At 62.8% G+C, this 22,250-nt stretch carries 18 protein-coding genes, 2 tRNA genes and 1 pseudogene; 15 read left to right on the top strand and 6 right to left on the bottom strand.

Translation table 11 applies throughout. From position 1 onward, the window contains the following. Positions 1–286: 286 nt before the first annotated feature. The 8 genes from dnaA to ACUYV6_RS00840 all read left to right on the top strand — a co-directional run bounded on the left by dnaA (position 287) and on the right by ACUYV6_RS00840 (position 10,408). On the top strand, positions 287–1,690 hold the full coding sequence (gene dnaA, locus ACUYV6_RS00875; RefSeq protein ID WP_449277136.1) for a chromosomal replication initiator protein DnaA: 1,404 nt from the start codon (positions 287–289) through the stop codon (positions 1,688–1,690). A 440-nt stretch (positions 1,691–2,130) separates the two neighbouring features. Continuing rightward, positions 2,131–3,273, top strand: a complete 1,143-nt coding sequence (gene dnaN, locus ACUYV6_RS00870; protein WP_449276759.1) for a DNA polymerase III subunit beta — start codon at positions 2,131–2,133, stop codon at positions 3,271–3,273. Between the two features lie 9 nt (positions 3,274–3,282). Next, the gene (gene recF / locus ACUYV6_RS00865; protein ID WP_449276758.1) at positions 3,283–4,617 is read left to right on the top strand and encodes a DNA replication/repair protein RecF; all 1,335 of its coding nucleotides are present in this window, start codon (positions 3,283–3,285) and stop codon (positions 4,615–4,617) included. Further along, a complete protein-coding gene (locus ACUYV6_RS00860; RefSeq protein ID WP_449276757.1) occupies positions 4,614–5,105 on the top strand; it encodes a DUF721 domain-containing protein in 492 nt (163 codons plus the stop codon). Before recF ends, ACUYV6_RS00860 begins: the two co-directional genes overlap by 4 nt. Before the next feature lie 196 nt (positions 5,106–5,301). Then, positions 5,302–7,299 carry a DNA topoisomerase (ATP-hydrolyzing) subunit B gene (gene gyrB / locus ACUYV6_RS00855; RefSeq protein WP_449276756.1) on the top strand — a complete coding sequence of 666 codons (1,998 nt, stop codon included), beginning with the start codon at positions 5,302–5,304 and terminating at the stop codon, positions 7,297–7,299. Continuing rightward, positions 7,289–9,859: a DNA gyrase subunit A gene (gyrA, locus tag ACUYV6_RS00850; protein ID WP_449276755.1), complete on the top strand. Its 2,571-nt coding sequence runs from the start codon at positions 7,289–7,291 to the stop codon at positions 9,857–9,859. The genes gyrB and gyrA overlap by 11 nt, the downstream gene beginning before the upstream one ends. Next, the gene (locus ACUYV6_RS00845; protein WP_449276754.1) at positions 9,852–10,259 is read left to right on the top strand and encodes a DUF3566 domain-containing protein; all 408 of its coding nucleotides are present in this window, start codon (positions 9,852–9,854) and stop codon (positions 10,257–10,259) included. The genes gyrA and ACUYV6_RS00845 overlap by 8 nt, the downstream gene beginning before the upstream one ends. 75 nt (positions 10,260–10,334) lie before the next feature. Next, positions 10,335–10,408: transfer RNA gene (locus tag ACUYV6_RS00840), tRNA-Ile, on the top strand. 62 nt (positions 10,409–10,470) lie between these two features. Here ACUYV6_RS00840 and ACUYV6_RS00835 read toward each other — a convergent pair. The 3 genes from ACUYV6_RS00835 to ACUYV6_RS00825 are packed head-to-tail and all read right to left on the bottom strand — an operon-like array spanning position 10,471 to position 11,998. Further along, positions 10,471–11,229 carry a hypothetical protein gene (locus ACUYV6_RS00835; protein WP_449276753.1) on the bottom strand — a complete coding sequence of 253 codons (759 nt, stop codon included), beginning with the start codon at positions 11,227–11,229 and terminating at the stop codon, positions 10,471–10,473. A 2-nt stretch (positions 11,230–11,231) separates the two neighbouring features. Beyond that, positions 11,232–11,735: a hypothetical protein gene (locus ACUYV6_RS00830; RefSeq protein ID WP_449276752.1), complete on the bottom strand. Its 504-nt coding sequence runs from the start codon at positions 11,733–11,735 to the stop codon at positions 11,232–11,234. 5 nt (positions 11,736–11,740) lie between these two features. Beyond that, on the bottom strand, positions 11,741–11,998 hold the full coding sequence (locus ACUYV6_RS00825) for a hypothetical protein (protein WP_449276751.1): 258 nt from the start codon (positions 11,996–11,998) through the stop codon (positions 11,741–11,743). Positions 11,999–12,354: 356 nt separating this feature from the next. On the opposite strand from ACUYV6_RS00825, the gene ACUYV6_RS00820 reads away from it, so the two are divergent. Continuing rightward, entirely contained in the window at positions 12,355–13,014 is a 660-nt protein-coding gene (locus tag ACUYV6_RS00820; protein WP_449276750.1) for a hypothetical protein, read from the top strand. A 29-nt stretch (positions 13,015–13,043) separates the two neighbouring features. Further along, entirely contained in the window at positions 13,044–13,919 is an 876-nt protein-coding gene (locus ACUYV6_RS00815; RefSeq protein ID WP_449276749.1) for a hypothetical protein, read from the top strand. Positions 13,920–13,989: 70 nt separating this feature from the next. Here the strand turns inward: ACUYV6_RS00815 and ACUYV6_RS00810 are convergent, their stop codons facing one another. Next, a complete protein-coding gene (locus tag ACUYV6_RS00810; RefSeq protein ID WP_449276748.1) occupies positions 13,990–16,107 on the bottom strand; it encodes a trehalose-6-phosphate synthase in 2,118 nt (705 codons plus the stop codon). A gap of 104 nt (positions 16,108–16,211) precedes the next feature. Here ACUYV6_RS00810 and ACUYV6_RS00805 point away from each other — a divergent pair, with 104 nt between their 5' ends. Genes ACUYV6_RS00805 through ACUYV6_RS00795 form a run of 3 tightly spaced genes read left to right on the top strand, consistent with a single transcriptional unit; the run spans position 16,212 to position 19,059 of the window. Then, positions 16,212–17,435 carry an NAD(P)/FAD-dependent oxidoreductase gene (locus ACUYV6_RS00805; protein ID WP_449276747.1) on the top strand — a complete coding sequence of 408 codons (1,224 nt, stop codon included), beginning with the start codon at positions 16,212–16,214 and terminating at the stop codon, positions 17,433–17,435. Continuing rightward, positions 17,432–18,337 (top strand): dihydropteroate synthase, encoded by a 906-nt coding sequence (folP, locus tag ACUYV6_RS00800; protein ID WP_449276746.1) that lies wholly within the window; start codon positions 17,432–17,434, stop codon positions 18,335–18,337. The genes ACUYV6_RS00805 and folP overlap by 4 nt, the downstream gene beginning before the upstream one ends. Continuing rightward, positions 18,334–19,059: a pyrimidine reductase family protein gene (locus ACUYV6_RS00795; RefSeq protein ID WP_449276745.1), complete on the top strand. Its 726-nt coding sequence runs from the start codon at positions 18,334–18,336 to the stop codon at positions 19,057–19,059. The genes folP and ACUYV6_RS00795 overlap by 4 nt, the downstream gene beginning before the upstream one ends. Here the strand turns inward: ACUYV6_RS00795 and ACUYV6_RS00790 are convergent. Next, positions 19,043–20,035, bottom strand: a complete 993-nt coding sequence (locus ACUYV6_RS00790; RefSeq protein WP_449276744.1) for an FUSC family protein — start codon at positions 20,033–20,035, stop codon at positions 19,043–19,045. The two genes, ACUYV6_RS00795 and ACUYV6_RS00790, sit on opposite strands and share 17 nt — an antisense overlap. Before the next feature lie 181 nt (positions 20,036–20,216). Here ACUYV6_RS00790 and ACUYV6_RS00785 point away from each other — a divergent pair. Together ACUYV6_RS00785 and ACUYV6_RS00780 are read left to right on the top strand one after the other, a co-directional pair. Beyond that, positions 20,217–20,289 (top strand) — tRNA-Ala (locus ACUYV6_RS00785). A gap of 148 nt (positions 20,290–20,437) precedes the next feature. Then, entirely contained in the window at positions 20,438–20,929 is a 492-nt protein-coding gene (locus ACUYV6_RS00780) for a hypothetical protein (RefSeq protein WP_449276743.1), read from the top strand. Here the strand turns inward: ACUYV6_RS00780 and ACUYV6_RS00775 are convergent. Then, positions 20,849–21,892: pseudogene (locus ACUYV6_RS00775) on the bottom strand (recombinase family protein); the annotation flags it as partial. The gene ACUYV6_RS00780 and the pseudogene ACUYV6_RS00775 overlap by 81 nt on opposite strands. Positions 21,893–22,250 lie beyond the last annotated feature (358 nt).

The raw sequence follows: 22,250 nt of genomic DNA, 5'->3' as shown, positions 1-22,250 counted from the left end.
GCGTCAAAGGCAGTACTGCGGAGGATCTGCAACGGCGCTGCAGCCGTCCATCGCGCGGGTCGGGTCTGGTTCGGACTTGCCTGTGGAGAATTCTGTAGCTAGCGTGGGGGCCGATGTTCTTCACCTCGCAGGTTTCATCAGTTATTCCTTGATTTTTCGGGCTTTCCGACCTGTGGACGGCTCCTGGGGATAACATCGCTACAGACCGAACATCGACGCGACGCGGGTGGACCACGTGACAGAGGAAGAAGTCCAGAAGATCTGGGCACAGGTGACGCACTCGGTCATGGGCGACCCCGCTGTCGGTCCCGCCGTGGGAGCTCAGCTGGCACTCGCAGTGCCCCGCGGCGTCGGTGCAGGAACCCTGTATCTCGCGGTGCAGCATGAGTTCACTCTGAAGCTACTCGAGAATCGACTGCGCTCGGCCATCATGTCGGCGATCTCGGGAATCCCCGAAGCCGTAGATATCGAGAACTTCATTGTGCTCGTCGATGTCGATGCGCAGCCGGCTATTGATCCTGAGCCGACAGAAGTGGCCTCACCCGAGGCGGCGCCGTCATCGTTCCCGCCGGCGACAGCAGTTCCCACGCCGGCAACGGAGCCGGTGCAGCGCTTTCTGGGAACGCCGTTTTCCACGAACGGCGTCGCAGATGATCACGAGAATCGACTCAATGAGAAGTACCGTTTCGACAGTTTCGTCATCGGGCAATCCAACCGACTTGCACACGCGGCTGCGTACGCCGTCGCCGAGGCGCCCGCCAGGGCGTACAACCCGCTCTTCATCTACGGCGATTCCGGTTTGGGCAAGACTCACCTGCTGCATGCGATCGGCCACTACACGCGAGAGCTCTTCCCTGCGAGCCGTGTGCGATATGTCAGCTCCGAGGATTTCACGAACGACTTCATCAACTCGATCGCGAATAATCAGGGTGCAGCGTTTCACTCGCGCTATCGCGGCGTCGATCTGCTCCTCATCGACGACATCCAGTTCCTCGAAGGCAAGGCGGAAACCCAGGAGGCGTTCTTCCATACCTTCAATACCCTGCATAACCAGAACAAACAGGTCGTCATCACCAGTGATGTTCAGCCCAAGCAGCTGCGCGGCTTCGAGGAACGAATGCTCTCGCGCTTCGAATGGGGCCTCCTCACCGATATCCAGGTCCCCGATCTCGAGACTCGCATCGCAATTCTGCGCAAGAAGGCGCAGCGGGAAGACCTCGAGATTGACGACAGCATCCTCGAATTCATCGCATCGAAGTTCACCTCGAATATCCGTGAACTCGAGGGAACACTGATTCGCGTCACAGCTTTTGCGAGCCTGAATCAGCAGCGGATCGACATGAATCTCGTACAGACCGTGTTGAAGGATCTCATTTCCCTTGACGAGGACAACGAGGTGCAGCCGTCGGACATCATCAATCGGACGGCTGAGCACTTCGACCTTGCAGTCGATGACCTCTACGGCCCCTCTCGTGCACAACAGATCGCCACAGCCCGACAGATCGCCATGTACCTCTGCCGTGAACTCACCCCGATGTCGCTGCCGAAGATCGGACAGCTCTTCGGAGGTCGCGATCACACAACGGTGATGTACGCGCATAAGAAGATCGCCCAGCTCATCGCTGAACGACGCTCGATCTACAACCAGGTCACGGAACTGACGACCCGAATCAAGCAGGGTTCGCGCTAACGGCGCGTCGCCTTTGTTCACCTCAGAGGATCGCGTTTTCTCCACACTTCTCCACATGTCTGTGGATAACTGGGGACAACTTCGTTCGATTTGTGGACGGTTCCACTCAGGCTGTGTAGAAGCCAGATCACCTCGGGGCTCGCATGTTCATGCGGTTTCGTCCCGATACCCACCCGTTCGACAACTCACAATGTTGTAGTTCCCATGCGGAGTCTGGCCGAGGTCGAGTTATCCACAGTCTCCACAGCCGTTAACACTGTTAACACTTCTCATACACTCTTCGGCGATTCCATCACGCTGTGGATGAACGGGCCTTCCACCCTCCGATTCAGAATGACACCCTCTGCGATGAGCCAGAGTATGCAAAGATTGTGGGGCCGAACCTGCGCGACGGAGCTGCGTCATTGTCAGCACCGGCCTGTATCGAATTGAGGGACCAGATGCGTTTTACCGTCAACCGCGACGTGTTTAGCGAGGCCGTATCGTTCGTGGCGAAGCTCCTCCCGCAGCGTCCCACTCAGCCACTGCTCAGCGGAGTCTTGCTCGAGGCACACGAAGGCGAGCTCATCCTCTCCTCGTTCGACTACGAAGTTTCGGCTCGCACCGCCATCACCGCTGATGTCAACGAGGCCGGTCGTTCGCTGGTTTCCGGTCGCTTGCTCGGTGAGATTGCGCAGCGTCTTGCGCACGCGGATGTCGAGATCTCCCTCGTCGAGAACCGGGTTCAGGTGCGGTGCGGGTCGGCATCGTTCAGCCTGCCGGCCATGCCGGTGGAGGAGTACCCGCAGGTTCCGCGCATCGACGAGGTTTCGGGCTCGGTACCCGCTGAGGTCTTTTCTGAGGCCGTCGCCCAGGTCTCGCTCGCGGCATCGAAGGATGATGTCACCCCGGTCATCACCGGCGTGCAGTTCGAGATCACTGAGAACTCGCTCACCCTGACGGCTACCGACCGGTATCGTGTCGCAACGCGGGGCATCGATTGGGAGAACCAGACCGGCGAGGATCACCTCAGTGCCCTTGTCCCCTCGAAGATCGTGACCGAGGTCGGCAAGACCTTCGGTTCCAGCGGTCAGGTGCGGGTTGCGATCGTGAAGGATGGCGAGCGCGAGCTCGTAGCCTTCTCGGGCGGCAACAAGACGGTGACCTCCCTGCTGATCAAGGGAAACTATCCACCGGTTGGCCGGCTGTTCCCGGACGTCGTCGAGAACTACGCAGTGGTGAACACCTCTGATCTCATTGAGGCTGTTGGTCGTGTTGGCCTGGTGCTCGAGCGAGAAGCCGCGCTTCGCTTCTCCTTCTCAGAAGGCCGTGTCACGCTCGAGGCCGCCGGCACCGAATCTGCTCAGGCAGTGGAAACAGTCGACGCGCACCTCGTGGGAGATGAGATGGTCGTCTCTCTGAAGCCGCAGTTTCTGCTGGATGGGCTGCGGTCGACCCATTCGGAGTTCGCGCGTATCGGGTTCACGCGTACCGACAACCCAGGCAAGCCCGGTCCCGTGCTCATCACGAGTCAGCGCAGCAAGGACGAGGCGAACGAGGAGAGCTTCCGCTACCTGCTTCAGCCGAACCTGCTGCTTCGATAGGAGTATCGGGTGCGGGTGACGCATCTCTCGCTGCTCGACTTCCGCAACTACCGCACCGTCGAGCTTCCTTTGGAGCCCGGCGCTAACCTGATCGTCGGGCGCAATGGGCAGGGCAAGACGAACCTGGTTGAAGCGATCGCCTACTTCTCTTCGCTTCGGTCTCATCGTGTGTCCGGAGACTCCGCGTTGATTCGCGCGGGTGCGTCGGCGGCCATTGCAAGGCTGGGCGTTCGTGCTGAGGAACGAACGGTCAGGCTGGAGCTCCAGATCAATCGATCTGGCCAGAATCGTGCGCAGATCAACGGCAACACTGCGCGATCTCGGGAGCTGATGAGGTGGTTCTCGTCGGTCACGTTTGCTCCGGAGGACCTCACGATCGTTCGTGGAGAACCATCCGTGCGGCGTCGGTTTCTCGATGACGCCTTGGTCGCGCGTTCACCGGCTGCTGCGGGGGTGCTCTCCGACTACGAACGCGTCGTGCGTCAGCGCACGTCGCTTTTGAAGTCGGCGCGCGCGAACGGCGCTGGGAGTGGCGTGGAAGCGACGCTGTCGGTGTGGGATGAGCAGCTGATCGAGTATGGCACTCGCATCATGGAGGCGCGCAGACAGCTCATCATCGATATGGCTCAACCAGTCCGCGAAGCATACGGTCGCCTAGTGGGGGAGGATCACTCGCCGGCGATGAGCGTGAACGAGACGCTGCTCACTGCGCTGGAGCGCGGAAATGTTCCACGTGAAACGCTTGAGCAACTGCGGAGTCCTGACGTTTCACGTGAAACACTCGCCGACTTCTACCGCCAAGCGCTCTGGGGTGTGCGCCAGCAAGAGCTGGAACGGGCGGTCACGTTGATCGGGCCGCATCGTGACGATCTCGGCATGGAGCTTAACGGGCTTCCCGTAAAGGGTTATGCAAGTCACGGAGAATCGTGGTCTTACGCTCTGGCACTCAGACTGTCACTCGCATCGATCTTGCGCGATGAGTCGCTCGCGGGTGATCCAGTGATCATCTTGGATGATGTCTTCGCCGAGCTTGATGCGGGGCGGCGTGCGCGCTTGATGCATGCGTTGAGCGACTTCGAGCAAGTCATTGTGACCGCCGCGGTCGAGGGGGATGTGCCAGATACCGTCGACTGGAGTCGTACGGTCATTCGTGCCGGCGAAATCGTCCCGGCGACGGAAACGTCAGTTCGTGATGGTGACGAGGCAGGAGAACACGACAGGAGCGTGCCTGATTCGAGTGAGGTCTCCGATGTGAGCGAAGGGCGCGATGAACGCGCACCCCGTCAGATGCCATCGGATCCTTCCCATGAGGAAGAAGTCCCAGATGAGGGTGCAGAACAATGAGTGCGCAGCCGAAGGATCCAGGCTTCGCAAGCGCCGCCTATCTCCATGCCAAATCCGTGTGGAAGGGCATTCCGGTGTCGCGCCGACGAACTCGAAGCCAGAACACGGGAGAGGGGATGGCCTTCGGAAAAGGGCGGGATCCCAGACCGCTCGGCGCTGTGCTGAACGCGACCGCGAATGACATGGGATGGACTCCGGAGCTGGACCTCGCTCGGTTGCTCGCAGACTGGGAGAGCTTCATCGGGCAACCGACCGCGGAGCACACAGAAGTGCTGGGCATGCAGCGCGGTGTTCTCCAGGTGCAGTGCGATTCGACAGCCTGGGCGACGGAGTTGCGCAGGCTTCGAGCACAGATCCTCACCCGGATCCTTGAGAAATACCCTGATGCGGGTATTTCCGAGCTTCGCTTCCTCGCACCCGGTGCCCCGAGCTGGCGTCATGGTCCGCGCAGTGTTCGCGGACGTGGGCCTCGGGATACCTATGGATGATCTCGGCGCTTTCTCGGTCGGCGCTGTGACCCTCGGATCCGATTGTGTCGTGACACGGGGGCGATCTTGGACAGGAAATGCCCTTCACACGCCCGGAAACGGGCATTTCCCGGCTCAGAATTGGTAAGCTGAAGGGCGGATACTACCCGGGGGTCCAAATGCGCTCTACGACGCCCAGAGAGAGATTAATCAAGGCATGAGTTCAGAACAGGCCGCGACTGCGGATGAGTACGGCGCCGGCGATATCCAGGTGCTCGAGGGACTTGAAGCGGTTCGCAAACGTCCCGGCATGTATATCGGATCGACCGGGCCTCGTGGACTCCACCATCTTGTATATGAGATCGTCGATAACTCGGTCGACGAGGCACTGGCCGGCTACTGCGATCGAATCGACGTTCGTATTCTCGCCGATGGATCCGTACGCGTAGTCGACAACGGGCGCGGTATTCCCGTCGATCCGCACTCCAGTGATCCGAGCAAGTCCAGCGTCGAGGTCGTCCTGACGGTCCTGCACGCCGGCGGAAAGTTCGGCGGCGGCGGCTACGCGGTCTCCGGCGGTCTGCATGGAGTGGGATCCTCCGTCGTGAACGCGCTCTCGACCCGCTTCGACGTCGAGGTCAAGCGTCAAGGTTTCACGTGGAACATGTCCTTCACCGACAGCGTTCCGGACGCCCCGCTCGCGCAGGGTGAGCCCACTTCGGAGACTGGCACAACGATCACTTTCCTGCCGAGTGCGGAGATCTTCGAGACCGTCGAGTTCGACTATCAGACTCTGCGCACGCGTTTCCAGCAGATGGCGTTCTTGAACAAAGGGCTGCGCATCGTGCTCACCGACGAGCGCCCGCAGGAGTCGGAGTTGAATGAAGAAGGCGAGCTCGTCGAGCCCCCGGCTCCGCACGACGAGTTCCACTACGAACGCGGCATCGAAGACTACGTCAAGCACCTGAACACGGCGAAGCGCGCCGACCTCGTGCACGATGAGATCATTTCATTCGAGTCGGAAGATACTGAACGGAAGATCGCCGCCGAGATCGCCATGCAGTGGACGACTTCCTACTCGGAGAGCGTCCACACGTTCGCGAACACGATCAATACCCATGAGGGCGGTACTCACGAGGAAGGATTCCGAGCGGCGCTCACGAGCCTCGTGAATCGATACGCTCGCGAGAAGAATCTGCTCAGGGACAAGGATGACAATCTCTCCGGAGATGACGTCCGTGAAGGATTGACCGCGGTCATCTCTGTGAAGTTGGGTGAACCCCAGTTCGAGGGACAGACCAAGACGAAGCTCGGGAACACCGAGGCAAAGGCCTTTGTGCAAAAGGTCGTGGGGGAGCAGCTCACCGACTGGTTCGATCGCAACCCGAGCGCGGCGAAAGACGTCATCCGCAAGGCCATCCAGGCCGCCACTGCCCGTCTCGCGGCTCGGAAGGCGCGCGAGACCGCACGCCGTAAGGGCCTCCTGGAATCCGGCGGCATGCCCGGAAAGCTCAAGGACTGCTCTTCCAAGGACCCGTCCGCATCCGAGATCTTCATCGTCGAGGGAGACTCGGCAGGTGGCTCGGCCGTCCAAGGCCGCAACCCTGAGACGCAGGCGATCTTGCCGCTGCGCGGCAAGATCCTGAATGTCGAGAAGGCGAGACTCGACCGCGCGCTGGGCAATGCCGAAGTGCAGGCCATGATCACGGCATTCGGTGCGGGCATCGGCGAAGAGTTCGAGTCCGAGAAGGCCCGCTACCACAAGATCGTGCTGATGGCGGATGCTGATGTCGATGGACAGCACATCACGACACTGCTGCTCACCCTGCTCTTCCGGTACATGCGCCCATTGATCGACCTGGGCTACGTGTATCTCGCGCAACCGCCGCTCTACCGTCTGAAGTGGTCGAACGCAGAGCACGAGTATGTGTTCAGCGATGACGAGCGCGATGCGAAGCTCGAGGAGGGCCTCGGCAGTGGCCGGAAGATCCCGAAAGACAACGGGATCCAGCGCTACAAGGGCCTGGGCGAGATGAACTACGAAGAGCTGTGGGAGACCACGATGAACCCCGAGACCCGCAGCCTGCTGCAGGTCACCATGGACGACGCAGCAGCGGCCGACGAGATCTTCGCCACCCTCATGGGCGAAGATGTCGAGGCCCGCCGCAGCTTCATCCAGCAGAACGCGAAGGACGTGCGCTTCCTTGACATCTGAGAACACCACCCCCGAGACCGCAGACTCTGCGCTCGACGCGAGCGAGCAGACGAACGATTCGTCGCAGGGGCGCATCGACAGCGTCGATCTCCAGCTCGAGATGCAGCGCTCCTACCTCGACTACGCCATGAGCGTGATCGTCGGGCGAGCCCTGCCCGACGTCCGAGACGGGTTGAAGCCTGTGCACCGGCGCGTGATCTACACGATGTTCGACGGCGGGTACCGCCCGGATCGCGCGTTCTCGAAGTGCGCACGTGTCGTCGGCGACGTCATGGGCAATTACCACCCCCACGGCGACTCCGCGATCTACGATGCGCTCGTGCGACTCGTGCAGGCGTGGTCGCTGCGGTATCCGCTCGCGCTCGGTCAGGGCAACTTCGGATCCCCCGGTAACGATGGGGCAGCTGCGCCGCGATACACCGAAACGAAGATGGCACCGCTCGCGCTCGAGATGGTCCGCGACATCGACGAAGAGACCGTCGACTTCCAAGACAACTACGACGGACGTACGCAGGAGCCGACCGTGCTCACGAGCAGGTTCCCGAACCTGCTCGTCAACGGTTCCGTCGGCATCGCCGTCGGTATGGCGACCAACATTCCCCCGCACAACTTGCGAGAGGTCTCCGAAGCGGCGATCTGGCACCTGGAGCACCCCGACGCTGATCGCGAAGAGCTCCTCGAAGCGCTCATGCAGCGCGTCAAAGGCCCCGATTTCCCGACCGGCGCACAGATCCTGGGCACCCGCGGCATCCGCGATGCGTACACTACGGGTCGCGGATCCATCACGATGCGCGCGGTCGTCAACATCGAAGAGCTCCAGGGTCGTACCTGCCTCGTCGTGACTGAACTGCCGTACCAGGTGAACCCCGACAATCTCGCGATCAAGATCGCGGACCTCGTGAAGGACGGGCGCGTCCAGGGCATCGCCGATATCCGCGATGAGACCAGCGGACGAACCGGTCAGCGGCTCATCATCGTGCTCAAGCGCGATGCCATTGCGAAGGTCGTACTGAACAATCTCTACAAGCACACGCAGCTGCAGGAGAACTTCGGCGCGAACATGCTTGCCATCGTCGATGGGGTGCCGCGCACGCTGCCGCTCGACGGTTTCATCACCCTGTGGGCGAAGCACCAGGTCGAGGTCATCGTTCGCCGCACCGAGTACCGGCTGCGGAAGGCCGAGGCGGAAGCCCACATTCAGCGCGGCTATCTCAAGGCGCTCGATGCGCTCGACGAAGTGATCGCACTGATCCGCCGTTCGCCCACCGTGGACGAGGCCCGCACGGGGCTCATGGAACTGCTCGACGTCGATCAGATCCAGGCCGACGCGATTCTCGGCCTGCAGTTGCGTCGACTCGCCGCTCTCGAACGGCAGAAGATCCTTGATCTGGCGGCCAAGCTCGAAGCGCAGATCGCGGAGTACCAGGGCATTCTCGCGTCGCCGGAGGAGCAGCGCTCGATCATCATCAGGGAGCTCACCGAGGTCGTCGATAAGTACGGTGACGAGCGCCGCACCAACATCCTGCACGGGTTCGACGGCGACATGTCGATGGAAGACCTGATTCCCGAAGAGGAAATGGTCGTCACTGTGACGCGCGGCGGGTACATCAAGCGCACCCGCATCGATAACTACCGTTCCCAGCACCGCGGGGGCAAGGGTGTTCGTGGCGCGCAGCTGCGTGCCGATGACATCGTCGAGCACTTCTTCGTCACGACGACGCACCACTGGTTGCTGTTCTTCACGAATACCGGTCGCGTCTACCGGGCGAAGAACTACGAAGTGCCCGAGGGCGGTCGCGATTCGAAGGGACAACATCTCGCGAATCTGCTGGCGCTGGCGCCCGATGAGCAGGTCACGCAGATCCTCGATGTGCGCGACTACAGCAACACGGGGTATCTGGTGCTCGCCACACGGGACGGTCTCGTCAAGAAGACGAGCCTCGCCGAGTACGACACGAACCGTACCGGCGGCATCATCGCCATCAAGCTTCGCGAGGGCGACGAGCTCGTCTCCGCGCTCGTCGCTGAGGCCGACGACGACATCCTGCTCGTGTCTCGCCAGGGTATGTCGCTGCGATTTACTGCGTCTGATCAGGCACTCCGCCCGATGGGACGTTCGACGAGCGGCGTGCGAGGAATGAACTTCCGTGATGGCGATGCCCTACTCACCGCGCGCCGTATCGGCGAGGGTGGATACGTCTTCGTGGTCACCGAGGGTGGCTATGCGAAGCGCACCTCAGTCGATGAGTACCGGGTGCAACAGCGTGGTGGCTACGGGATCAAGGTCGCGAAGCTCGACGAGCAGCGCGGCGATCTCGTCGGCGGTCTTATCGTGGCAGAGTCGGATGAAGTGCTCGTCGTACTCGCCAGTGGCAAGGTGGTCCGCTCGAACGTCGATGAGGTACCTGCCAAGGGCCGCAATACGATGGGCGTCGTCTTTGCACGATTCCCAGAGCAAGACCGTATTATTGGCATCGCGCGAAATTCTGAGCGCGGTCTCGAGGAGGCCGAATCGGGTACCGAGACCGCCGCCGAAGACAAGGACGAAGTGAATGAGTAACACGGTCGCCGACAAGCTCGCGAGGAAGACCCGGAAGAAGGCTCCTTCCAAGCAGGTTCGGCTGAAGCTCGTCTACCTCGACTTCTGGTCTGCGGTGAAGTTCTCCTTCCTGCTATCGATCTGCTTCGCCGTGGTCGGTATCGTCGCGGTCGTCTTGAGCTACACCGTGCTGCTGCAGACCGGCGTGCTCGAGAAGGTCGACGAGCTCTTCATGGACATCGTCGGTGAAGAGAACAGCCTGATGAACATTCTGGGCTTCACCCAGATTCTCGGATTCTCGGTGGTCGTCGGGATCCTGAACATCATTGTGGGTACGGCGCTCGGTGCTGTCGGTGCGCTCGTCTACAACCTGTTGGTGCGCGTGCTGGGCGGATTCCAGCTCGGCTTCACCAGCAACTGACGGAGATGACTCGCCGGGCTCGCACGGCCGATTTCTGATTTCGCGCGAGTTCCGGTAAAGTCGATTCTCGGTCAAGGGGCTATAGCTCAGGCGGTTAGAGCGCTTCACTGATAATGAAGAGGTCCCAGGTTCAAGTCCTGGTAGCCCCACCGTATTACATGCCTCACAGGGCAGCAGCAGTTCGGGAACCGCCCGCTTCAAGCGGTATCGATTAGAGTCCTGTGCGACTCAGTTCGACGCGAAGCTGATGGAACCACGGATCGGTATTCTCAGTGCCGAGCGCGGAGTATCTCGGATACAGCTGATCCGCAATCGTGCGTGCGCGATGTCCCTGCCCAGCCAGAACGAGGAATGTGCCGTAGCCCGAGGCGATGAACATCGTGTAGGCGTGATCAGGGCCGAGAGTTCTGAGCACGATACGCAGGGCAGTTCGGCAGAGGCGTGCAGGGCGGATGACGTGCCCCTTCTGCGCGAGTGTGTCGGCGCGGTCGAGGAGCTTATCCGCGTAGCCCGTGGTTCCCCGGTCGCCCACCGATACGACGATGACGGCGACCCCTAGGATAAGCGTCAGCCAGAGCCCGACGCCTGGCGATGCACCCCCCAGGGGTTCGGGAATGCCGACCTCGTTGATCTCGAGCAAAACCACGAGCGCCCAGAGTGAGATGAATAGGCCTAACAGTACCGACGCCGACCGTACCCATGATGTACCGAGTCGGATGATGCCGAAGAGGTTCACCCCGACGATCGCGACTGCGAGGAGGGCGAAGATCAAACGGGCGTCGCTGATGCGGATGATGTCGGCGGCAGCGTCGTGTCCGCCTGTGATGAACGGTAAGAACGCTGCCCCGAGGATCAGCAACCCGAGAACTGTATTGATCAGGCGGAACAGTCTCCCCGCGAGCCAGCTCTCTACTGGCGGGGGCACGGGCGCGGGGCCGGTGGGCACTGTCTCTTGCGGCTGTGCGGTCATTGTCATACCCCCGCTCGTACGAAGGTGTTCCAGGAGATGGTGCCGAGGAGTACGACGAATGCGACGAGTAGCACCGCGAGTACCCAGAGCACGGCGCGGAACTTCGGGGCACGGGCTGGGCCGATCAGGAGGGTGAGGAGCAGCGGCAGGCCCCCGACGATGACGGCTGTCGTCGTGATGCCGAGGAACCCGCGGAGCGGGCTCGTACCGATGGAGGGAAGGAGGAACGCGAGGGGAAAGCCCGCCGCAAGCCCATAGACGCCGTTCTTCACGAGCCCCATGAGGCCGACGATCACGGGCCAGAGCACCGCCACGGCGATACCGATGCCGAGTAGGTAGGTGCCGACTCCGGGCCTTGTTGACTGAGCCGAACCATATATCGGATTGAGCCCTCGGCTGCGGAGCACGTCGTCAGCTTTGTCAGCTCGCCCTGCGCTCGCGAGCTCGGCGGCGTCCGATCGCGCGAGGTCGCGGTCTAGCCAGATGTCTCGATCTCCGATGCTCATGATCGCTACCCTCTCTCGTATTCTGACGCGAGCTTCACGCTGTTCCGTTTCGCGGTGAGAACGATCAGAGCGATCAGCGAGCCCAGCGCGGGAGCGATCCACACCCAGGGCAGCGCCCCTGATCCGTCACCACCCCAGTACTCGAAGAGCTGCGACGTCACAGGAATCAGCGAAAGGCACCCGGCGAAGCCGATCCAGAGCATCAGAAACAGCCACCATGGCGGACTGACCGAGCGGCCGCTCTCGTACTCGTTGCGAGGCATGGCAGCTCTCCAATCTGGAACGGCAGAACATGCGCCCCTGGCTAGCAGTCTTAATTGACACTAGTCTATGTATACGTCGTGTCGAATGTAAGTGACAGCGGTGGAACGTATACGACCAGGCATGTGGCAGGGTGCCTGCTACCCAGCGAAGGAGCATTGGTGTGGCATCGTTACGCAACAAGCGGGCAAGAGTCGCCGTTTCTCTTTCAGTGTTTGGCTTGCTTCTTACCGGGTGCACGAGCGCTCCTGTTCCGACACCAGCTGAAGAAGTGACGCCGGTGGAGGAAGCACCCGAATTCTCCATCGAAGATGTCGATTTCACGACGTTGGAATGGTCTCTCTCTCACCATGGGCAAATGATCCCAACAGACGGTCTGAGCTTCGCAGACGGTCCCGCGATCATCGAAACAGTCGAGTACACGATCGGGGCAGACGGGATCGTCTACAGCGATGCAGACGGCGACGGCGATCTTGATGCCATCGTTCCGGTCAGTGCCGTCGATGTGGTTGGTGGCGGAGTGGATCTTGGCACAGCCTGGTATCTGTGGGCTGATGAGGAGGGCTCTGCGGTGCAGGCCCCCGTTCCCGCTGCGCTCAGCCATTGCGACATCGTCGTGGAGAGCGTCGCAGCGGTGGACGGCGGCTTCGAGGTTCGCGAGTTCCACCTCCGCTCCGGTGAGGAGACCTATACCGAATGCGGTGAACTCGGCAGCGACGAGCGGACCCGCACGGTGACGATCAGCGCCGACGGCCCGGATGGGGAACTCTGGCCCGCGCAGACGGCTCCTTTCGAGTCGTTCGGCGGAGCGTGCCCGATCTCGACGGCTTTCCACGGAGACCCGGCGAACGCTGACCATTTCCCAGTACCGAATGCGGAGGCCACGCCGCTCGCGGGCGACCAGATCAATACATGGCCGGTCGAGGAGTGGCAGATCTTCCGCGACGGGTATCAGGGTTGGAAACTCGTCGGCGTGAACGTCGATGGCAGCTCCGGCTGCGCTTGGACCAGGCTCTAACCTGCACGCATTCGACTGAGGAGTAGCCAATGCCCCGATCCACCCGCTTCGCCCGACCAATGCGTTCGAGCCTTGCATGTGTTGGCACCGTGATGGCCGTGGCGAGCTTGCTTCTCGTCGGTTGCGCAACGGCAGAGCCTGCGCCTGTCACACCAGTTCAAACTGAGGATCCCGTCGAAGAGGAGACGCCGGTTCCAGTTCTTGAGGACTTCGACTTCGGCAACGCCGACTGGTTGTTCGTGTCCCATACCGAGACCTACCCACCCCTCGCGGTCTCACTGACCGATGGAGCCGCCGACGTCGAGGGTGTGCAGTACACCGTCGTCGCTGACGAAGTACTTTTCAGTGACGCTGATGGCGATGGTGACCAGGACGCAATCGTTCCCGTTGAAGCGTACGCGGGAGGCAACTCGGTTGACCGGCAGTGGTACCTCTGGGCCGAACACGACGGCGAGGCCGTGCAGGTTGAGATGCCTGTTGCGCGGACGATCCACTGCGGCACGGTTACCGCGAACGTCACCGCAGTTGATGACGGCTTCGAGATCCACGAGTTCCGACACGCGATGGGGGAAGACAACCTTGCATGCACTGATCGTGGTTCCGATGAACGGGTACGCACAGTAGGGATCACCGATCAAGGCCCGAACGGGACGCTTTGGCCGGTGCAAATCGCACCCTTCCCCGCGTACGGCGGGATCTGCCCGGCCTCGGCCGAGTACGACACGTATCCCCTCGGTATTGACGTCTTCGCCGTACCGAATGATCAGGCTGAGCCGATAGCGGCTGAAGGGCTGCACGAGTGGCAGCTCGAATCATGGTCGATCTACTCTATGACCGTCCCCGATTGGGGGCTTATCGGAGTGCACGTCGGTGCAGACTTCGGGTGCGCCTGGGCGCCGAGGTAGACATCAAGTTGCCTGAGCCTTCTCTACCGATCGCGGTGAAGCGCCCGGGCGTCTGTTGACGTATCGGCGGCTATCGTGATGATTCGTCTGATCGAGATGCTGCTTGCGAGCACGGTCGCGCCGTGACGCAACAGGTTTCCGGCCGTGAGTCGGGTTCTGCCCGAAGCTCAGCGCAGCCCGATGCATCGAGCGCACCTTGCACATACTGCTGATTCGCCGAACACACCACCTCGCGATGTGTGCGGGCGAGGGAGTCGAATGGGCAGTTGTTGAGCCGGATCGATCCCGCCTCGATCTCTGCCTCGAACCCGAGGGCCCCGAGCGCGGCCGTACCCCGGGAGAGTGGATCATCGGCGTCGCAGTCCGGTTGCGCACCGCCTGTCACCGCTTCGACTCCGCTCAGGAAGGCGGATTCGCGTACCGCCAGATCAAGGTCAGCTGCGCTCCCGTCGCTCTTTGCACCACGAGAGAGCATGATCGAGCGAGCGAGAATATGCCCCATGGTGTCGTAGCTGCGCGAGGGGAGCGAGATCGGAAAGGCGGTGCGCGACCTGCGGTAGTGCTTCGCGGGGCGGCCCGCACCGGGCCCCTCACGGCCGGTGGTGCGCCGCGACTCCGTCTCGAGCAGGCCGCGAGATGCAAGACGCTCGAGATGAAACTTCGCGGTGCTCAGGGGCATCCCTAAGCCGCGCGCCACGTGTTCCCGGCTCACCGCATCGTGCTGTGCAACCACGAAGTCGTACACGCGGTGCCTCGTCGAGTCGGCGAGCTCACTGACGGCCTGCAGACTCTCTTCGTAAGATGCGGTCTGGCCTGTCGCATCGTCACCCGCGCCGCATGCCCGCAACATCTCGCGTGCCCACGCGTGCACGTCACGCCCGAGCACGCGTGCTCGCAGTGCCCGCATGCGCTTACCTACCCCACCAGTCGGCATGTCGAGCGCGGCACGCATGCCATTCGTCATGCTGTCGGGTGAGGAGGGATCCACCATGATGGCCTCTGCAAGTTCATCGGCCGCACCGGCGGTCTGACTCAGCACGAGCACGCCGGATTCGTCGATGCGCGCCGTCGCGAACTCCTTGGCGACAAGATTCATGCCGTCGCGCAGCGGCGTCACGCACATGACGTCGGCCGCGAGAAAGAAGTCGGCAAGTTCAGGCACCCCGATCGAGCCGGTGACCGTCTGAATAGGTGTGTACCCGACGGTGCCGTAACGATCGTTCACGCGCGCGGTTGCGGTCGCGACCTGGGCCGCATACTCCTGATACGTGGGAATGCGCTCCCGGGTGGGGGTGATGACCTGCACGAGCACGGGGGGTGGATCAGCCCGGTCCCATGATCGGAGCAGCGCTTTGAAGGCACCGATGCGTTCGGGGATGCCCTTCGTGTAGTCGAGACGATCCACACTGAGCAGCATCTGACGCCCCGATGCGCCGTACCGCGCGCGCAGTGACTGTGCCGAACCCTGCTCGAGTGAGGTGCGGGCCGCGAGCAGCACCGGTGCGGTGTGGAGCGAGATCGGGAATGCGCGCACGTCAGGGGATGGGTGCGGGCCAAGTGCCTCGAGTGCGACTCGCAGGTGCGTCGCGTCGGCTTCGCGCTGCGTGCCGATGAGGTCGGCTGCCCCGACACCCACCATGAGTTCCTGCGCCCACGGTTGCGCTTCGAGCATCTCGGGGGGCGGGAACGGGATATGGATGAATACGGCGATGCGAAGATCTGGGCGCAGGTCTCGGAGCATCTCGGGGAGTAGCAGCAGGTGGTAATCCTGCACCCAGACGAGCGCATCGCGTGATTCGGTCCTGGCGATGCGTTCTGCGAATGCGCGATTCACCTTGCGGTAGGCGTCGAACCAGAAGGCAATGTCACCCGCCGTCGCCGAATGCGTCGCGTACTCGGGGAGGCCGTGGAAAAGCGGCCAGAGCACCTGGTTCGCGAAGCCCTCGTAGTACGGCTCGTACTGCGACGGCTCGGTGCGGACGGCGACGAATCTCTGGCCGGCGATCGTGAAGGGCTCCCCGGGTGCATCATCGAGACATCCGACCCAGGTGCACCCGAGCGAAGCCGACACGGGAGCGAGAGCGCTCACGAGCCCTCCGGGCGCGAGTGACATGCGTCGGTCGCCTGTCTCGGTCGTCTCCCATACGATCGGCAGGCGGTTCGCGGCGATGATGATCTCCGTGGTCATTGACAGCCATTTTCTATCGACAACATTCCTTGCTTAAATTGCATCATAAGCCTAATCTGGGGCTACGCGGGGTACAGCAGACTCGATTCGACAAAGGAGTGGCGATGCCCGGAACAGTGATCATCGGCGGTGGCCTTGCAGGCGGTCGTGCGGCGCGCACGCTGCGAGAGCTCGGGTACGCGGGCGACGTGACCATCCTCACGGGCGAAGAACACTACCCGTACGAGCGCCCGCCGCTCTCGAAAGAGGTGCTGCAGGGCAAGAGCGAACCCGAATCGGTGCTGCTGAAACCAGAGGAGTGGTACACCGAGCAGCGCATCGAGGTACGCACCGGGGCGCGGGCGGCCGCGATCCACCCCGATACCCGTACCGTGGTGCTCGACGACGGAACAGAGCTCGACTACGAGAAGCTGGTCATCGCTACGGGCGCGCGTGCGCGCACGCTGCCACTCGAGGGATGCGACCTCGACGGCGTGCACTTCCTTCGCACGCTCGACGATGGAGTGAGGCTGCGCGAGGCGCTCGCGTCGGGTGATCGGCGTCTCGTGGTGGTGGGCGCGGGGTGGATCGGCATGGAGGTTGCCGCCTCGGCGCGAACTCTCGGCAACGAAGTCACCGTTGCAGCCCGCGACGGCGTGCCACTCGCGAGCGCGCTCGGTGACGAACTCGGAAGAGCCTTTCAGCGCATGCACGAAGGTCACGGTGTGCAGTTTCGCATGCGTGCGAAGGTCGAGCGGATCGTCGGTGACACCCAGGTGACCGGCGTGGTGGTCGATGGAGAGACCATTGCCGCCGACACGGTGGTGATCGGCGCGGGGGCGATCCCGAATACCGAACTCGCCGAAGCTGCTGGGCTCAGCACAGACAATGGGATTCTGACCGACGAAGGATTCGCGACGAGCGCCGGGGACATCTATGCCGTGGGTGATGTCGCGAGTGTGATGCATCCCGTCGCGAAGCGCCGCCTGCGCAGTGAGCACTGGGCGAACGCCCTCAATCAGGGAAAGGCGGTGGCGCGCGTGCTCACCGGTGAGACGGTGAGTTACGACGAGATCCCGTACTTCTACACCGACCAGTTCGACCTCGGCATGGAGCTCTCCGGGTACCCTCACCTCATGCAAGACGCGAAGATAGTGGTGCGCGGCGATCTCGCTGCGAAGAAGTACATCGCCTTCTGGGTGCGAGAGGGGAGCGTCGTCGCCGGAATGAACGTGAATATCTGGGACGTCAATGAAGCCGTGCAACAGCTCATTCGCGGCGGCAAGCAGATCGATGAGTCGAGGCTCGGCGACACGAGCGTCAGCCTCGAAGATCTGATCGCTTCGTGATCGTCGACCCGCGCATCGACGCCGAGGTCCATCGCCTCGGCGACACGACGATCGATCTCCATCGCAGCGTCGCCGTGATGGCGATCGTGAACCGTACCCCCGACTCGTTCTACGACCGTGGCGCGACATTCGAACTCGATGCTGCGGTGCAGGCGGGGGTGCGCGCATTCGGTGATGGGGCGGATCTGCTCGACGTCGGCGGAGTGAAGTTCGCCCCGGGCCCGCAGCTGCCGATCGACGAGGAGACTGAGCGCGTCGTGCCGTTCGTGCGCGAACTCGCACCGCACGGCCCCGTGAGCGTCGACACCTTCCACCCCGAGGTCGCGCGTCGCGCCATCGAGTCCGGCGCCGCCGTCATCAACGACACCACCGGGTTGCACGATCCGGCGATGGCCGACGTCGTTGCCGACAGCGACGCGCTGCTCGTCATCGCGCACAGCGTCGCGAAGCCCCGCACCAAACTTGTCGGGCCGATGTACGAGAACGTGGTTGCCGAGGTGCTGCAGTTTCTCGAGGCGCGAGTCGAGCTCGCCCTCGCGCACGGGGTGCGCCCCGAGCAGATCATCGTGGATCCGGGTCACGACCTCAACAAGAACACCCTGCACAGCCTCGAGATCACGCGGAGGCTCGAGGAGTTCGCGACACTCGGGTATCCGCTGCTCGTTGCGCTCTCGAACAAAGACTTCATCGGGGAGTCACTGCACCGCGAACGCTCCGAGCGGCTGCCCGGTTCGCTCTCGAGCGCCGTGTGGTGCGTGACACAGGGCGCACGCATGGTGCGCGTGCACAACGTTCCCGAGACGGTCGACGCGATCCGCATGTTCGAAACCATTCAGGGCTGGCGGGAGCCCGCGTACCTTCGACACAACATGCCGATGCTCGGAGCGGAGGTGCACGCATGAGCGAATCGACCGAACTCGACTGGTGGAGCGCATACCCGTTGCCGCCTGCCGGCCGCGCTCATGTGCGCATGAACTTCGTGTCGAGCGCCGATGGCGCGGTCACGATCGATGGTCGCAGCGGTTCGCTCGGGGGAGCGCACGATCGTGAGCTCATGCTGGTGCTGCGCACCCTGTGCGACGTCGTGCTCATCGGCGCGGGAACAGTACGCGCTGAGGGGTACGGCGGCCTCGGCCTGCCAGATGGGTTGCAGAGGCGGCGCGTATCACTCGGGCTTACCGAGGTGCCGCGCATGGCGATCCTCAGCGGGTCGCTCGATCTCGCACCCGACATGTCGGTGTTCACGAAGGCTGAGCACCGACCGCTCGTGATCACGCGCGAGGGCGCGCCGAGTGAGCGGCGTGAGGCGCTCGAGCAGGTCGCCGATGTGCTCGATTTCGGGGAATCTCGGGTGGATCTCGGCGCTGCGCTCGCGCACCTGGCCGATCACGGCCTCTCTCGGGTGCTCTGCGAGGGCGGCCCATCGCTGTTCGGATCGCTGCTCGAGGCCGATCTGGTCGATGAGGTGTGTCTCACCATTTCGCCGAAGTTCGTCGCAGGCGAAGCCCCGCGTATCGCGAACTCGTCGGCAGCGCACCCACGGGATTTTCGTATCGGGAGCCTGCGCTCAGATGATGAGGGCTTCGTGTTCTTGCGTTACGAGCGGACTACCTCCGATGCATGAGGGCGGTGAGGATTGCGAGAAGCGCGCCCACCAGGGTATCGACGACGCGTTCAAGCGCAAAGGCAACGTATCCGCCGCTTGAGGAGACGGTCGAAGTGATGAGGAGCACGAGTGGTGTGATCATCATGAGCGCGAGCGCGTAGTTTCGCACGACGACGAGTTCGATGGTGAACTGCAGGGCTCCGATGAGCACGGCGAGAAGTACCGGGTATGCGCCGACAGGTGCGATGATCATGAAGAGGAGCGCCCCGATCACCGTGCCGATCGTGCGGTGCAGGCCGCGCTGCAAAGAGAATCGGCGGCCACCGACGAGCCCCACAACCGCGATGCTCGAGCACACCGTCCAATACGCGTGTCCCTGATCGAGCCAGACGAGACTGATCGCGGTTCCGAGGATCGCGGCGATCCCGATGCGTGTGATGAGCATGAACTCGTCACGACCGATCCATGGCCCGGGGAGCAACTCGCTGAGCGGGCGGGCCGGGAGCCTGCGCTGCGATCGCAGCACGAGGGGGAGGATCGCGAGGAGGTAGGCGAAGCACGTGCCGAAGAGCATTGCCCCGAGTAAGACCAGAGGATCGTTCGCTCGCTCACCGTCGACGATGCCGGTGACATTCGAGGCGAGCCCGTAGGCGAGCACGAAGAAGACCGGGCCGGGAGGGCCCACCCGAAAGCCGAAGCACAGTGCTGAGGCGGAGATCGCGACGAACACGAGTCCTGCGGCGAACGCCAGGGGCCACGGGGTGAGCAGCACGCCGCAGACTGCACTGAGCAGGAGTGCGAGCATGATGAACGGGAGCGCTTTCGCTCGCTCTTTCGCGTTCGCCTGGGCGGCGAACAGGGCGATGAATGCTCCGGCAGCGGTTTGCAGCCCGATGTCTTGATGTCCGAGCAGCGTGAGTGCCAGCAGCGGCACCGCGATCGCAAGGCCGGCACGGGTCGCGACGCCGTATCGCGGCGGACCGGGTTGCGGCATGCGAACGAGGCTGCGAAACGCTCCTACGACCGCGTTCGAGCGAGTCGGTTCACCTGATCCACTCACGTATCTACTGTACTCGCGGCCCGATTTGTCCCCTGCACCGACATCCGGCTATAGTATTCAAGTCCGAGCAACGGTTTCGCACTGAAGTTCGGAAGAGCGACACCAGTTGTCACTCGGGTCCTTAACTCAGTTGGTAGAGTGCCTGCTTTGCAAGCAGGATGTCGGGAGTTCGATTCTCCCAGGATCCACAATTGAAGACGTACTAGAACACCTGACATCAGTCGAATCCGGTGTTGGTGTGAGGGCGGCGAAGGGCTCGGCGAGTCGGATCGTCGCCCTTTCGTCTTCGCTGATGTCGATGCCGTTGGTGAGTGCCTGGTTGGCGAGCCGCTTGCCGTGGGCGTTGGTGCGGGCGTAGAGGGTCGCGCAGTCGACCAGCAGGCTGAGTGCGGTGCTCAGTTGTTTGCGTGCTCCGGTGTGGTGATCGTGTTCGGTGGCGAGGCGGCGGTCGATGTCGGCGAGCCCGGAGCGGATGCGGTCTTGGTGGCGCTTCAAGGTCTCCAGGTCGATGGCGTCGGCGAAGTGCGCGGCGAGGAGCTTGTCGCTCTCGATCTGGAGCCGCTTGCGGTTCTCAGTCAACTCGGCCAGTTCCTGGGAGCGGGAGGCCAGGCGTTCGTCGAACGCCGCCTCGACCTGCGCGGCGAGGGTGGCGTACTCGGCCTCGGTGATCGCGATGTCTCTGTAGCAGTCGGCGACGAGTTGCTCGGCGACGCCGACCGGCACGGCCCGCCGGGTGCAGTTCTTACGCTTGGAGGCCCGGCCGGAACAGACGTAGTAGCCGTAGCGGACGCCTTGCTTGTTGGCGGGGTAGTCCAGTTGCATCCTTGATCCGCACGATCCGCACGATCCGCAGTACAGGGTGCCTTTGAGGTAGTGGTCGTGGGAGCGTCGCCGTTCGGAGGCGATCTTGCGCGAGTCGAGGAGTCGTTGGACGTGCTGCCAGGTGTCAATGTCGATCAGTGGCTCGTGGGTGCCGGGCTGCTCGGCGCCTTTGTAGCGGACGATGCCGATGTAGTAGGGGTTGCGCAGCAGTTTGAAGAACCCCGACCGTGCCACCGGTCCGGAGGGTCGCTTCGGCGTCGGCACGGTGGTCAGCCCGCGGGCGGTGACTTCGGTGAGCAGGTCGACGACGGTGCGGTCTCCGGTGGCGTACTGCTCGAACACCCACCGTACGAGGGGTGCGCGTTCGGGGTCGATCTCCACCGTGCGGTACTCGCGGCCCTGCTCGTCGCGTTTGCGGACGTTGAGGTAGCCGATGGGAGCGCGCATCGGCGTGCTGCCGGTCTCGAACTTCTGCGTCAGGCCCTTGGTGACTTCGGTGGCGAGGTTCTTGGAGTAGAACTCGGCGATGGACGACATTATGCCGTGCAGCAGCATCCCCGAGGGGGTCTCGTCGATGTTCTCCGTCGCCGAGACCAGCGTGACCCCGGCTTCGACGAGGCGGCGGTGGATCTCCACGTCATCGACCCGGTTGCGGGCCAACCGGTCGACCTTGTGCACGATGCAGTACGTCACCTGGTGGGTGGCGATGTAGTCCAGCATCCGTTGCAGGTCGGGTCGGTCAGCTGAGCGGGCGGATTCTCCGGCGTCGACGAACTCTGCCACGACCCGCGCGCCGAGAGACTCGGCTTTGCGGGTGTTGGCCTCACGCTGAGCGGGGATCGAGAACCCCTCGTCGCGTCCGCCCTTTGAGGCTTGCTCTTTGGTGGAGACCCGCTGATAGGTCACCGCCGTCAACAACGGGAAGGTTTCAGTCGGGCGAACGGGTGCTGGGGCGATACGTGGGGTCATGGTCTTCTGCTCCTTGCTCACCCGCCCTCGGTGCGGCGGGCGTTGACTCTGCTTCGTTTCGTTGCGTGTCGATGTGGCGCTGGTGCTGGTCGAGTTCGTGGGCGTGGAGTTCGTCGGCGAGGTGCAGCACGAGCGCGACCAGACGCTTGTGGTCAGCCGCTGTGCGCGGCCGAAGTTCGGCTGAGATGCGTCGGCCCGTGCTCGTGCTGCGGTAGTGCCTCATACTCCGCAGGTACGCGCACAGTCCGCTGGGGCGTCGCGAGGCGTTCCCTGGCCTCGACGCGAGCTTGACGGCGCTCGCTGCGGCGGACCCGGATCAGCCGCACGAGGCTGATAGGGCCGTGGATGAGGAACTTGA

The sequence above is a fragment of the Leucobacter sp. GX24907 genome (assembly GCF_053567335.1).
Note: the sequence above shows the minus strand (reverse complement) of the source record. Positions and strands in the feature narration are given on the sequence as shown.